Here is a 13,133-nt window from a genome sequence, read left to right on the forward strand (position 1 = left end):
ACATCGCGTGTGTCCTTATAAATATTTTCAGCCTGGTGCTTCCCCGAGGGACAGTTTTTGGGTGCCGAGGGCACTGCTCACATACTCAATGCCTATAACAGCCACTATCTCAACACATGCTATCCAGCCCTAATGGCATGTATTGTTGGCTCACTCTATTAGCCGCTCGCTCAACGCAACGAGATCCTCAGCCACCGCATCCCATGCTTGCTCGGCTTCTAAATCTTTACGCTGCTGCGGGCCATACTCTGTACGCCGGGGTATAAACGCCGTTTTCATTCCCAATGCACGGGCAGCCCCCAGATCGTAATTGTGCGCTGCGCATAGCATCACTTCTTCAGGCGGCAGGCGCAGCAGGCGGCAAGCGCCTAAATAGACCTCTGGGTCAGGCTTATAGTGCTGGAATAATTCAGCGCAAAACACCATGTCCCATGGCAGTTTGGCATAACGGGCAACGTCCACCATTAACGATAAATTGCCGTTGGTCAGGGTGGCGATAATGTAGCGCTCTTTCAGTTGCTGAAGGCCACGCTGAACATCCGGCCATGGGTCTAACTGGTGCCAAAAGTGATTAACACGATCAATGGTCGCCTCGTCTAGCGTAATCCCATGTTGCTTGAGTAGTTTGACTAGGCTTTCCCGATGCAGATCTTCCAACCCCGTCCATGGAATTTCACCTTTACGCACCCGATCCATCGAAGGCGCATAATGCTGACGCCATTGATCCGTCAACGCTTCACCGGGCAGCTCTATCCCCAGTTCCTGCTCTAACGCCCTGAACTGGTTAATCAAACTGGAACGCCAATCGACAATAGTACCGAACACGTCAAACACGATGGCTTTCATTAACGTCTCCTTGCCGCTGGATGGTCATTAATAGTCCGAGTAGTGTCATGGCGATCAGCAGGCTCCAGCCGACCATAAAGCTACCCGTTATATCCAGCATCCACCCCAGCAGTGGCGGTACCGATACAATCGCCAGTTGGTTAATCGCCATGGCCAGCCCCAGCACAAAGCCGGTTTTATCGGCAGGCGCCGACTCCGCCACATAAGCTACCCAAGGGCCGTACCAACCGAAGCCAAAAAAGCCCAGCCAGGACATCAAGCAGCCCAGCATGAACATTGAATTCAGCGGTAGCCAAACCAATACCAGCAACCCCACTATCACCGCCACCATGCACACCATGACCGGGAAATAGCGCGAGCGACAGCGATCGCTCCAGGCTGCCAGCAAAATACGCCCGGCAACCCCGGCCCCCTGAGCCACGAATAGCAACGTCGCGGCTTGCAGTACCTCCATCTGCAAACGACTGTGCAGATAGAGCACGGTAAAAATCAAAATGCCGTACTGAACCGAGATCAAACTAATACCGGACGCCATAATCTGCTTCATGGCCGGTTCACGAATCATCGCCAGTCGCGATAAGACAACGTTGGTTAGACTGCCTTCAGAGGCTCTTGCGACCGGCACCGCGCCAGCAGGGGCACGGTAAAAGAGCATAAAGACCAACGCCCCGAAGATCGCAATCAGCCCGCCCACCAGAAAAGAGGCGCGCCACCCCCAGGTGATAGCGACGGTTGGCAGGATGATCGCCGCCAGCGCACCGCCCAGCGGCAAACCCGCCTGACGAATTCCCATGGCAAAGCCGCGCTGAGATTTATCAAACCAAGCCGCTACCGATTTGCTGCCTCCGGGTTGGGCGGTACTGTAGCCCGCCCCTACGAGAACCAAAAACAGCAGCATGGCCCAGTAGCTCTCAGCCAGCACGGCAGCGCTAAGCGCGATGCCTACTACGAGGGTGCCTAACCCCACCACCAAACGCTCACTGAACCTGTCCAGCAACTCCCCGGCAACCAACAGCCCGACCAAAGGCACCAGCTGAGCCGCCGAGACCAACGCCCCAATCTGAAATGCGGAGAGCCCCATATCTGCTTGTATATAGACGCTTATGGCGCCGATACCCTGAACGAAGAAACACGCCGCTGCTTGGGCAAGGGTGGCTATCAGCAAAATGATCCAGCGGTAGTTTTGAGCAGAAGCCATCGGCAGCAGCATCGTCATAGGGGTTCTCAGCACATTGAGCCTTTCCCTAGCATTAGCCATTTCTGAGCGTTCAACAACGCAGATATCGCAATGCCTGTTGCCAAATCAGCAAGCACCGCGACTTTACTGGCTAGGTTGCACTACAGGCTAAAAAGAGACGAAAACATTGCCGACGCTGCAACATGCTCTCAAAGTACCAATCAAACAACGTCAGACAACGCTCTCACATCCTTCATTTCTACAAGAACGTCCCATAGCCGCTGAGCTTCTGCTGCTAGGGCTGCTGTTCGTCGCAGCAGAATAATTTTTAATGGCACATCAAAGGCTGTGCTTCCCGCTCGAATAAGCCGCTTGGCACTAAGATCCTCTCGCACTAACGAATAGGGCAGCCACGCAACACCCAATTTTGATAACGTCATATGACGCAAACTGTCAGCGAGGCCAGCATCATGGTGTTGCTGCAAATTTAAGCCTTGCTGCGCGAGCATGGCACTCAGCGACCACTCCAAGTGGCACTCTTGTGAGTAATTCAGAAATGAGAGTGGAGTGCCGTCTGCCACATGTAAATTAAACAGTGGCTGACCGGCAACATTTGGCGCGCTAACAGGGATGAGATACTCGGTATCCAGCTCAATAGAAGCGTAGCTATCACTCACTATTCCCAAGCGCCTTGCGATAAGCTGTTCACAGTCGAAGAGTGCCACTACGTAGTCGGTTTCTCCCTGATTGAGCGCGGCTAGGCACTCCGGCAAGGTATTCGAGTCAATGCTAAATTTAGCCTGTGTGAACTGCTCCTGTATGCGCGGCAGCCACTGGGGAAAGAATATTGTCGCCATAATGTGTGGTGAGCAAAAACGTATCCGCTGTTTCTGCTCATTAAGATCGTCAGCCACGGAGCGCCGAAAGTGATCTAAAGAACTAAGTGATTGCGAGGCTACCGTTTGCAGACTGTGGCCTGCCTCCGTCAGTACTAACGCCCCTTTACGCCGCTCAAATAGCGCTGTGCCTGCCCACTCCTCAAGCCCTTGAATACGGCGACTCAACCCAGACACCGATACATGTCGGTGCTCCGCAGTACGACTGAAACTTTTGGTCTCGCAAAGAACCAGAAAATCTCTCAAGATTATTAAATCAGTCATTGGCGGCCTTTCAGCAGGTAAGTGTTCATCATATAGCTGAGATAGCTGATGCAATGGGGGTAAAATAACCCAATATCGCCGGACTTGATAAGTTGAGTTTTCAACTACACCACCAGCGCTTATTGGAGATCAAAAAAGTCAGAGTTATTCATCAAACCGACTCCAAGTGCCAGCCTTGCTCGGTTGCCAGTAGGCGGTCTGTTAGCGCCAGGTTTTCCAGAAAGGCATCGTCATGGGATACCACCAGTAAAGCGCCTTGGTAACTGCGCAATAAGGTTTCCAGTGCCTGTGCCGACGGCAGGTCGAGGTGGTTGTTTGGCTCATCGAGCAGCAGCAATTGTGGGGGCGAATCGGCGTAGAGGATGCAAGCCAGTGCTCCTTTCAGGCGTTCACCGCCGCTAAGTAGTCCGCTGGGCGTGGTGATCTTCTGCGCGTTCAGGCCTAGTTGGGCCAGTAGCATGCGCAGCGCACCCTCCGTCGTTGAGCGGTTAGCCAGCTGCAGCTGTTCGAGCACGCTCTGTTCCGGGTCAAGATTCGCTAGTCGCTGGTCGAGATAGACCCTTTCTGGGGTCACCTTGCAGGTTCCGGATAGTGGCTCAATCTGGCCCGCAAGTACTCGTAGCAGCGTGGATTTACCACAGCCGTTGGGACCAACGATACCGATGCGCTGCAGCCCTCTCAGCATTAGTCTAATGCGACGAGTAGCTCCCATGACGAATGGAAGCTCTACCTTTTCTAGTTCAACCAAACAGCGCTTGGCTACCTGATTAATCGGTATCTCATGCAGGGTGATGTGCGCTTCGTCTTCAACTTGCATTGCGGCTTCCCGCACGCGCTGGTTAAGTTGATCACGGCTGGCCGCCTGCTTTTGGTGCAATGCGCCGGTGGAGTTTTCGCTGCGCTCTTTCTGGCCATCCAGTATTACCTTGGCCTGATTGGCTTCCTTGCCCTGCCGGTTACCGCGGGCCTGCCGTTTCTCCTGACGTTCACGCTGCTTACGCGTCGTCCGTTCCTGACGTTGGCGCTCCAGCTTACGCTGATTGAGTTGGTTAATCGCAGTTTGCTGTTCGTGGGCTTTCGCTTCGGCATAGAAGGTGTAGTTGCCACCGTAGCTATGCAGCCCCAAGGGGGAAAGCTCCACAATGCGCACCATGGTTTCCAATAATTGCCGGTCATGACTGACCACGATCAGCCCACGCGGCCAGCGCTGCAGCTGTTCGATAAGAGCTTGCCGGTTGGATCGGTCGAGATGGTTACTTGGCTCATCAAGAATCAGGAAATCGGCATCAGAGAGCATGGCGCCCATTAAGGCAACCCGCATCGCTTCCCCTCCGCTCAGGGTGCTAGCCGGGGTAGTGGCTTCAAGATAGCCCAAGCCATTGCGATCAAGCTCATTGCGAAATCGCTGGGGCATATCCCAGCGGTCATCGACTGCTTCAAAATCCTCTGGTGCCGTGCTGCCAGTTTCAATTCGCGCCAGCGCATCCAATGTTGCTCGCACATTCGCGAGATCAGCAACAGACGCCTCCTTCAGTTGGGCCACTTGCTGGGCAAGGTAATGCACGTTGTCGGGGCGCTGACAGTGGCCGCGGGTGGGTTGCAACAAGCCCGCGAGAATTTGGGCTAAGATTGTTTTGCCGACCCCATTGCGGCCCACCAGCCCCGTGGGGCGTGTGTCGAACTGTTCATAAAGATCGGTAAAGAGCGTCCTGCCATCCGGTAAAACGTAGGAGACACCCTTTAAGGTGAGATGGGTAGTGGTCATGATTGATTCCAGAGATGCCGAGTACTCCCCCTGAGTCAGGGGCTAATGGAGACTGGCCGTTATTACAACGGCGGGCATCAATGGCTCATTGGACAACTACCTCTGCTTAGCGTGGAAAGGACTTCAATAGTACAAATAACGATAGGGAGTCGGCAAGAACATGACAGTCCTGGTCTAGATATTTAAATTATCCCCACTAACAAACGAGTAGAACAAAACGTCAGATCGGTACGCCCAACCCTGGCTTGCCCAGAACTTCTGGGCGGCTTTGTTCTGGGGAAGAATTATCAGGTGCGTTTTTAGTATTCCTTCGTTTTTAAGCGCTTCTAGGCAAAGGTTTACCAGCTCTGTTGCTATGCCCCTCCGACGATGCGAGTCCGCCATCGATAAGTGCTGAACATAACCGCGCTAGCCATCGTGGCCCGCCATAATTGTTCCCACTAGCTTGCCTTCTACTTCTGCCACAAAGCTCGGGCCGGCGCTAGTGTTGAGTAAATCCCTAGTGCCGACCGTTACTGGGCAGGATCACTTTGATGTTTTGAATGGGGCGCCCCACCTTGGCAAGTAGGCAACGAATACGGCGATCACTTTCGCGTCTCATGGAGGTTCTTGCTGCCCTCGGCTAGCGCGAGCGCCGCCACTGGGCCAGCGCCTGAATATCCTCCGGTGAAGTACGGCAGCAGCCGCCAAAGCCTGACGCGCCAGCCGCCAACCAATGTTCAACCCCTTGTGCCAGCCCGGAAAGATCGGCAGCGGTATGGTCGCAGGTGGCGGAGTGCCAGGTTTTGGTCACCGGGTCGTAGACTTCCCCTGAGTTGGGATACACCACTATTGGTAGATCACACTCACGGCGGATTTCTTTAATCAGCGATTCGATATGGGCCAGCGCCGTGCAGTTCACACCAATCGCCGCTACGCCTGGGCAGTTGGCCAGGGCGGCGGCACATTTTGCGATAGGTGTTCCGTCGCTGATGTGTTGGCCATCCTTTGCTGAGAAAGTGATCCAGGCTTGAGCACCGGGGTGCTCGGCCAGCAAATCGGTGATTGCCAGCGCCTCTTCAAGGGAAGGTAACGTTTCGGCGGCCAATAGGTCAGCGCCTGCGGCTAGCAGCAGCTCAAAACGCTCGCGGTGAAACGCCACCAGCCCGGCGCGATCCAGGTCATAGCCGCCGCGGTATTCACTGCCGTCGGCTAGGTAGGCGCCATACGGGCCAACGGATGCGGCTATTAATGGCTTAGGCCGGTCGGTTTGACCGGGCTGCCACACCGCATCCCGCGCCTGCTGCGCCAGCGTGACCGAGAGCTGAATCAGCGCCCGCGCCTCTTCTGCCGTCAGCCCTGCCTGCATAAACCCTGGCACCGTGGCTTGATAGCTGGCGGTAATCGCACAGTCGGCCCCGGCTTCAAAGTAGGCCTGATGCACTTGGCGAATCTTCTCCGGTGCTTGGGCCAGCAGGCGCGCCGACCAGAGCGCATCATTAAGATCACAGCCTAACGCTTCAAGCTCCGTGGCCAAGGCACCGTCGATGACCATAAAGGGCACTTGCGCCAAGAGGGCTTTGATCGGATTCAACTCAGTCATAGGGGCAGTCATAGGGGCACTCATACGGTCTTTTCCTCGACGGCGTTGGGCGAATATTCAGGACGCTGGGAGGCCGCACGGTGGCGCACAAAGTGCACCAAGTAGCACAGGCCAATAAAAGGCACGCCGAAATAGAGCGCTACACGTTGTTGCGGGTCAAAGGCGATGCCAATACACGCCGCCAAGCAGGCCGCAAATGCAGTGAGCGGTACCCAGGGGTAGAACGGCGTGCGATAGACCAGATCCTTCAACTGCCCTCCTCCACGCAGATAATGGCGGCGGAAGTTGAACTGGCTGAGCGCAATGGCCATCCAGACCACCACCACGGCTAAACCGGAAATAGAGACTAATACCAAATAGACGGTTTCAGGTGCATAAACGCTGGAAAACAGCGCCCCCAGGCCACCCACCATGCTCAGCAATACGGCATTCATCGGGATGCCGCGTTTGTTGAGTCGGCTCAATGACTTCGGCAGAGTGCCCTGATCCGAGAGCGTCCACAGCATGCGCGAAGAGGCATAAAGCCCGGAATTAGCGGCTGATAGTAGCGCGGTGATGATCACAAAGTTCATGATATCGGCGGCACCCGGCACGCCAAGGCGTTGGAATACGGCCACAAAGGGGCTTTCGGTGAGTCCGGCCTGATCTTGAGGTAGCAGCGCCGCAATCACGACAATGGTGCCGACGAAAAACAGGATCAATCGCCACAGGGTGGCGCGAATAGCTTTGGGTACATTGCGGCCCGGATCGACGGTTTCCCCGGCGGCAATCCCAATCAGCTCGGTGCCAGAAAAGGCAAACATGACCGCCAGTAAGGTAGTGCCAATGGCGAGCAGGCTGGGCGGCATGGCGCCTTCTCCCCACAGCGCCGAAAGGCCTGGTGAGGCGACCTCTGCGCCAGTGGCATCATGCAGCGGCACCCAGCCGATGATCGCCACGGCACCCACCAGCACAAACACCACCACCGCGATCACCTTGATTAATGAAAGCCAGAATTCAGACTCGGCAAAGAAGCGCGTGGTAAACGCATTGACGCCAAAGACGATTGCCGCAAACAGCCCACTCCAGTACCAGCCGGGGATATCGGGAAACCAGCGCCCCATAAACACCGCCGCGGCGGTGAACTCTGAGCCTAATGCTACCGTCCAGGTAAGCCAGTACATCCAGGCCACCATGTAACCGGTGCCGGGGCCGATATAACGGCTGGCATGGGCGCTGAAAGCGCCCGACTCCGGCATATGCACGGCCAGCTCGCCCAGGCACATCATCACTAACCAAGCGACGATGCCGCCTACTAGGTAGGCCAAAACAGCGCCGATAGGCCCGGCCTGCTGCACGGTATAACCGGAACTCAAAAACAACCCGGTACCAATTACCCCACCCAATGACAGCATCACCAAATGGCGCGTATCCATACTGCGCTTGAAGTGCGCACGTTCTTGATATTGGACTTGGTCACTGCCTTGATAAAGGTCTTGATCCCTTGCTTGCTTACTCATGGTGCATCCCTATCGTTGGCCTAACGAGGCAGCAAGCGCCCAGCAGCCTGACTCAGAAAGGGTGCTATTTTAGGGTATCCTTAACTTTCTAAAAAGAATAAAAGAAAGATTTAATATTCTTATTTTGAATATACAAACCTACCTTGAGTGATAAGCACGGGCTTCGGCTTGATTTTTTTGGCCGCCCTTTCAGCCTTTATCTGGTTAACATGGCAATAAAAAAGCGCCCTATCCGGGCGCTTTGTGAGTGCTTCAGGCGTTTAGAACGATGCCCATTCCTCGGTGTCTTTCTTGCCACCAATAACATGAGTGGGTGGTCGTTTAGTGGCCTTTGGCAGGCTGTTGCTTGGCTGCAGCTTAGCGGGCAGTGAACGTTGGTTAATGCTCGTAGTGGCTCCCTTAAAGAACGAGACTTCCGTCAATAATGCCTCCGCTTGGCTTTGCAGTGAACGCCCCGCCGCACTGGACTCTTCAACCAGGCTCGCATTCTGCTGGGTGACACTGTCCATTTGCGAGACAGCCGTGTTGACTTGTTCGATACCTTGGGACTGCTCCCGGCTGGCGGTGGCAATCTCACCCATCAACACCGTGACACGCTGAACGCCGTGCACGATATCTTCCAGCGACTTGCCCGCTCGGTTAACCAGGCTTGAGCCGTTATCGACTTGGCCGATACTATCCTCAACGAGCTTTTTGATGTCTTTGGCGGCGTCAGCACTGCGCCCTGCCAGATTGCGTACTTCGTTAGCCACGACCGCAAAGCCGCGACCTTGTTCGCCCGCACGAGCAGCTTCCACCGACGCATTCAGCGCCAGTAAATTGGTCTGGAAGGCGATCTGATCGATCAACCCGACGATACCAGCAATCTTGCGGCTTGAGATGTTGATGTCTTCCATCGCTTTAACGGCTTGCCCGGCGATCTCTCCCCCGGCGTTGGCTTGCTGGCTAACGTTATGTACGAGTTTGTCTGCTTCGGCAGCATTGTCTGCGTTCTGACGCACTGTCGAGGTAATTTCATCCATCGATGCGGCTGTCTCTTCGATATTTGAGGCCTGCTCCTGAGTGCGGCGACTCAGATCGTCGGTCCCTAGCACTATTTCGTCAGCGGCCACATTCACGGACTCCGCGTTACTGCGAACGGACATCACCACCTGCGAGAACTTGGTTTCCATGCTCTTTAACGCCCTGAGCATCACACCAAACTCATCCTTACAAGAAATGTCGATGTCGTTATCAAGCCTTCCTTGAGCCATAGCGTTGGCGAGTTCTTGCGCCTTGCCCAGCGGCGTCATGATGCCTCGAATCAACCATATCGCGAGCAGAATGCCGAAAATGACCGCTACCGCCATAACGCTAACAACGAAGTTACGCGTCCAAACATAGTCGCTTGAGGACTGTTGGTTATTTGCGGCGGCTTGCGTGCTGTTAAGGTCGATGAGTTCCTGGATCGCTGTTAGCACTTTGGGGTATTCAGAACGGAGCGTGGTGGTAGCAATTACTCTCGCAGCGTCAAAATCATTGCCAATCATTGCTGCGTTAATCTCGTCAATACCGGCGCGCAGACTGGCCAACGATTCTATGAAGTCACCGGCTAGTTTGCGCTCATTGTCACCGTTCACACGATCAGGAAAGTAATCATCCCAAGCGGCGTCGATAATGGTATCGTTTTCAGCGACCTCCTGCTGCGTGGTTATGGCAGATGCCGGATTCCGATCGCGCTGTTCGGCCGTCACTTTCACCCGGTTACCAAGCACCGCCTGGTTGACCTTCAGAAGATTCCCCAATGTGAGCACGTTGCCCTCGTAAGTTTTGGTGAGAGCATCATTGGTCTTGCTTAGACTGTAGAGACCGAGCGTACCGACGCCGATCAACATCAAGATACAGGCGCCCAAACTCACGGCAAGCCGCAGTTTAACGCTTCGATTCAGAAGTAGCATGGGAAGATCTCGTGGAGCCCGCAGCGCTTTGCATTGGGAAGGTGGAAGCAATTTCGGTAACCGCAAGCGCTCAGACAGAGCGCATCTTGCTACCAACCATAAAGTGTTATCGGCTCACACCCAAAAACATTGAGTTTTTAGCTCATAAATCGCCAATATCTTTTGTGATCACATACCACCCGACCCGGTGCTAGGCTTAGGGGCTTCAATCGAAACCAATAGCGTATACGCGTGCCTAAACGTTCTGATCATCTCCGTTAATAAATGAGTACAGCAAAATATCTGATCTGCACGCCCAGCCCTGATTGGCCCAGAATTGTTTGGCGGTTTCATTCTGCGCAAGAATCATCAGGTGCGATTTCAGAAGACCTTCACTCTTCAGCGCTTCCAGGCAAAGGTTTACCAGCTCTGTTGCTATGCCCATTCGACGATGGGAGTCCGCCACCGACAAATGCTGCACATAACCGCGTTTGCCGTCGTGGCCCGCCATAATTGTTCCCACTAGTTTGCCTTCTACTTCTGCCACAAAGCTCAAACCTGGGTTGCGCAGCAGGTATTTCTCGATGCCTTCACGGGAATCGGCATCGCGCAGTCGCACGCCTTCACTTTCGCTCCACAGGGTAATGGCGGATTCATAGTCGTTGATGGTCATGGTGCGGTAGTACATTAGGCGGCTCTCATTGGGTGGTAGCTTATATCGCTAATAACAGCGATCTCGACTGGTCTTAGGCCCGCCTTTCTGTCCACACAGCAAACTCGTTGCCGCTGGGCTCGATGAAGTAAAAACGAAAGCCGCCTGGGAACTCAAAAATTGGCTTTATAATCTGGCCGCAGTGGTCCACCACCTTGTTGTAAGTAGCTTCCAGGTGTTCGCTGTAGAACACCAGCAGGGCGGAACCGTTGTCGGTACGGCTGCAAGCGTCCGCCTGGTAGAAGCCGCCATCCAAGCCCTGGTTGGAAAACGCACTGTACTCCGGGCCGTAGTCGGTGAACTCCCAGCCAAACACCGCTGAGAAAAAGGTTTTGGTGGCGTTCAAGTCCTTGGCGGCGAGCTCGACGTAGTTGAGCTTTTCATGTTGGTTCATGCCCTGCTCCTTTGTTTTGTGGATGGCGGCTGCCTGTGAATTCGGCTGAGCGCCCACCAAGCGCGTCCGAGAGGTCGGGGCCGGGATGTAGGCGGCCCGGCCAGCGCAACACCATGATTGCCAGAACGTTGCGGTGTTCACCACCCGCCAGCCCCGTTTCCCCAGTGTGCGAGGGTATGATGCCGCTGGCCGGGGCCACCGCCGCCACTAGCGCCTCACGCACCCGGCCCACCAGCGGATGATCCTCGCGGTCGGCAAGCAGGAAGGCCAATGCCACCTCGGCTTGGATGTCGGCCGTGGCTCGGGCCAGAATGTTATCCGTCTCCCGCGCCAGCACTTCCAGCACCCAGGCATGGGCCTCCGGGTCTACCTTCCGCTGGTAATAGCGGCTGTCAGCGATGACGAAGTGGGTCAGACCATAGAGCCAGTTACGGTACTCGGCGTCGTCGAGATCGGCGACTCGATCAGGCGGGTAGTGACGCCTGAAGGCCGCCTCCACTTCCCGGCGCAGGTCCATCACGCCGAGTTGGTGCAGGAAGTACGCCTGATTGGCCACCTGAGCGGCATAAATCCCGATCACCGCGGGGTCGGTCAGGAAGGCCGCCCAGTCGACCTCCGCCAGGTAGCCCAGCGCCCGCTCGTGGTCCTCAATGGCCGGCAGCAGGCCGTGGTACTCGGCCTGGGCCAGCCGGAACAGCAGCCCCCGGGCGAAGGCGATCTCCCCCCACTCACCCAGCATGGCCCGCCGGGCGCGTTGCTTGGCCGTGCGCTGGGAGTAGTCGGCAATGATCGCCCTGCTACGGGCGGCCGCGTACCCAGGCTCAGCCAGCCCTACGATGTCATCCTCGAGTCGCGTCAGTAGACGCACGCCGTAGGCATGATTAAGAGCCCGCCAGTGCTGCTCGCCCGTCAGGCGGTAGAGCCGCTGGGCAAAGTGGCGCTGCTTGTCTTCGGACAGCGTCGGCAGCGCCCGCTCGTAGACTTCCTGGATGGCCAGGCCGGCATCGCGCTGGGCTTCACGCTCATCATACGGCTCGATGACGGCGCAGCCGACCAGCAACAGCGCAATCATCAGTGAAAAGAGCTTTCCCATGACGACCCCTTGGTGGCGTTCACTAGCGATAGGCCATCATTACACAGTCGAAGAGCAATTATGTACAAGCATTAGGAGGCGGGGCTGGCATAAGCTAGGGCTGTATTTCGAGTTAGTGTGACTAATCAGGAGGGGGCGGCATGGGCAACGCGAGCCGGTTTCAATTTATCAAAAGTCAGCATGTGCCAACACTGACTGTGCTTCATGCAGCCATTGAGGATTTCAGCTACGACCGCCATGCCCACGAGGAGTATGCCTTCGGCGTAACGCTGGCGGGGCGCCAGGATTTTTTCAGCGGGGGGCGGTTTCACCGCAGCCCTCCTGGCAACGTTATTTTGTTTAATCCCGAACAAGTTCACGATGGCGAACCCGGCGGCGAGCACGCGCTGGATTACCTGATGGTGTATGTACATCCTGAGCAGGTTAACGCGCAGTTTGCGGAAGTCCTGGGTCACGAAAAATCGGCTAGCTTTCGTTCACATAGCACGCTGATTCAGGATGCCCAATTGCGCAACGCCATTTTGGAACTGGCGCGCTTGGTCACCTCTCACACCGGTAGCTGTATTGACCAGGAGAACGCGCTTTATCAGGTGATCGAGCGCACTGTGCAACTGGGTGGGATTTCTCAGCCCAACCAAGTACCCACTCGGCCAGATGCGCTGCTGGGCTTGGCGAAAGAGTATATCCACGCCCACCTAGATAGCGATGTTTCCCTTGATGACATCAGCCAAGCGGCACACTTATCCAAGTACCATTTCTTGCGGCTGTTTCGCCAGCATTACGGCATCACGCCGCATCAGTATGTGATTAATTGCCGGATCAATGCGGCCCGTTCCGCGCTAGACCTAGGCGCTTCCCTCACGGAGGTCGCTTTGCGCTATGGGTTTGCCGACCTTAGCCACTTCAATCGCCGCTTTAAGCGCATTTATGGCATGACACCCCACCAGTACCAGCGTGATATCGCGCGCTAGCCCCCCCTTCTAACTCAA

Annotated in this window: 11 protein-coding genes and 1 pseudogene; 1 reads left to right on the top strand and 11 read right to left on the bottom strand. The window is 55.6% G+C overall.

The genetic code is table 11. From position 1 onward, the window contains the following. Positions 1 to 150: 150 nt before the first annotated feature. The 11 genes and pseudogenes from KUC_RS11665 to KUC_RS11710 form a co-directional block, all read right to left on the bottom strand. Positions 151 to 846 carry a haloacid dehalogenase type II gene (locus KUC_RS11665; protein ID WP_040480753.1) on the bottom strand — a complete coding sequence of 232 codons (696 nt, stop codon included), beginning with the start codon at positions 844 to 846 and terminating at the stop codon, positions 151 to 153. Further along, positions 827 to 2,077 carry an MFS transporter gene (locus KUC_RS11670; protein WP_244264790.1) on the bottom strand — a complete coding sequence of 417 codons (1,251 nt, stop codon included), beginning with the start codon at positions 2,075 to 2,077 and terminating at the stop codon, positions 827 to 829. The genes KUC_RS11665 and KUC_RS11670 overlap by 20 nt, the downstream gene beginning before the upstream one ends. Positions 2,078 to 2,244: 167 nt before the next feature. Next, on the bottom strand, positions 2,245 to 3,183 hold the full coding sequence (locus KUC_RS11675) for a LysR family transcriptional regulator (protein WP_040480755.1): 939 nt from the start codon (positions 3,181 to 3,183) through the stop codon (positions 2,245 to 2,247). A gap of 151 nt (positions 3,184 to 3,334) precedes the next feature. Continuing rightward, positions 3,335 to 4,948: an ABC-F family ATP-binding cassette domain-containing protein gene (locus tag KUC_RS11680; RefSeq protein WP_007113404.1), complete on the bottom strand. Its 1,614-nt coding sequence runs from the start codon at positions 4,946 to 4,948 to the stop codon at positions 3,335 to 3,337. A 174-nt stretch (positions 4,949 to 5,122) separates the two neighbouring features. After that, positions 5,123 to 5,341, bottom strand: a pseudogene (locus tag KUC_RS19400) (GNAT family N-acetyltransferase); the annotation flags it as partial. Between the two features lie 229 nt (positions 5,342 to 5,570). Beyond that, entirely contained in the window at positions 5,571 to 6,554 is a 984-nt protein-coding gene (gene mmuM, locus KUC_RS11685; RefSeq protein ID WP_244264792.1) for a homocysteine S-methyltransferase, read from the bottom strand. After that, positions 6,551 to 8,029, bottom strand: a complete 1,479-nt coding sequence (locus tag KUC_RS11690) for an amino acid permease (protein ID WP_007113406.1) — start codon at positions 8,027 to 8,029, stop codon at positions 6,551 to 6,553. The genes mmuM and KUC_RS11690 overlap by 4 nt, the downstream gene beginning before the upstream one ends. Before the next feature lie 260 nt (positions 8,030 to 8,289). Beyond that, a complete protein-coding gene (locus tag KUC_RS11695; RefSeq protein ID WP_040480758.1) occupies positions 8,290 to 9,966 on the bottom strand; it encodes a methyl-accepting chemotaxis protein in 1,677 nt (558 codons plus the stop codon). 235 nt (positions 9,967 to 10,201) lie between these two features. After that, positions 10,202 to 10,633 carry a GNAT family N-acetyltransferase gene (locus KUC_RS11700; RefSeq protein WP_007113408.1) on the bottom strand — a complete coding sequence of 144 codons (432 nt, stop codon included), beginning with the start codon at positions 10,631 to 10,633 and terminating at the stop codon, positions 10,202 to 10,204. Positions 10,634 to 10,691: 58 nt separating this feature from the next. Then, complete coding sequence (locus KUC_RS11705) at positions 10,692 to 11,051, bottom strand: VOC family protein (protein WP_007113409.1); 360 nt, start codon at positions 11,049 to 11,051, stop codon at positions 10,692 to 10,694. Continuing rightward, a complete protein-coding gene (locus tag KUC_RS11710; protein WP_007113410.1) occupies positions 11,038 to 12,144 on the bottom strand; it encodes a DUF3541 domain-containing protein in 1,107 nt (368 codons plus the stop codon). Before KUC_RS11710 ends, KUC_RS11705 begins: the two co-directional genes overlap by 14 nt. A gap of 140 nt (positions 12,145 to 12,284) precedes the next feature. On the opposite strand from KUC_RS11710, the gene KUC_RS11715 reads away from it, so the two are divergent. Beyond that, positions 12,285 to 13,115: a helix-turn-helix transcriptional regulator gene (locus tag KUC_RS11715; protein ID WP_040480760.1), complete on the top strand. Its 831-nt coding sequence runs from the start codon at positions 12,285 to 12,287 to the stop codon at positions 13,113 to 13,115. The last annotated feature ends 18 nt before the right edge of the window (positions 13,116 to 13,133 follow it).

The sequence above is a fragment of the Vreelandella boliviensis LC1 genome (assembly GCF_000236035.1).
In the GTDB taxonomy this organism is placed as follows: Bacteria; Pseudomonadota; Gammaproteobacteria; order Pseudomonadales; family Halomonadaceae; genus Vreelandella; species Vreelandella boliviensis.

Bases quoted from the DNA above. Each gene is read 5' to 3' on its own strand.
- KUC_RS11665 (WP_040480753.1), bottom strand. From the start codon at position 846: ATGAAAGCCATCGTGTTTGACGTGTTCGGTACTATTGTCGATTGGCGT.
- KUC_RS11675 (WP_040480755.1), bottom strand. From the start codon at position 3,183: ATGACTGATTTAATAATCTTGAGAGATTTTCTGGTTCTTTGCGAGACC.
- KUC_RS11680 (WP_007113404.1), bottom strand. From the start codon at position 4,948: ATGACCACTACCCATCTCACCTTAAAGGGTGTCTCCTACGTTTTACCG.
- mmuM (WP_244264792.1), bottom strand. From the start codon at position 6,554: ATGAGTGCCCCTATGACTGCCCCTATGACTGAGTTGAATCCGATCAAA.
- KUC_RS11690 (WP_007113406.1), bottom strand. From the start codon at position 8,029: ATGAGTAAGCAAGCAAGGGATCAAGACCTTTATCAAGGCAGTGACCAA.
- KUC_RS11695 (WP_040480758.1), bottom strand. From the start codon at position 9,966: ATGCTACTTCTGAATCGAAGCGTTAAACTGCGGCTTGCCGTGAGTTTG.
- KUC_RS11700 (WP_007113408.1), bottom strand. From the start codon at position 10,633: ATGTACTACCGCACCATGACCATCAACGACTATGAATCCGCCATTACC.
- KUC_RS11705 (WP_007113409.1), bottom strand. From the start codon at position 11,051: ATGAACCAACATGAAAAGCTCAACTACGTCGAGCTCGCCGCCAAGGAC.
- KUC_RS11710 (WP_007113410.1), bottom strand. From the start codon at position 12,144: ATGGGAAAGCTCTTTTCACTGATGATTGCGCTGTTGCTGGTCGGCTGC.
- KUC_RS11715 (WP_040480760.1), top strand. From the start codon at position 12,285: ATGGGCAACGCGAGCCGGTTTCAATTTATCAAAAGTCAGCATGTGCCA.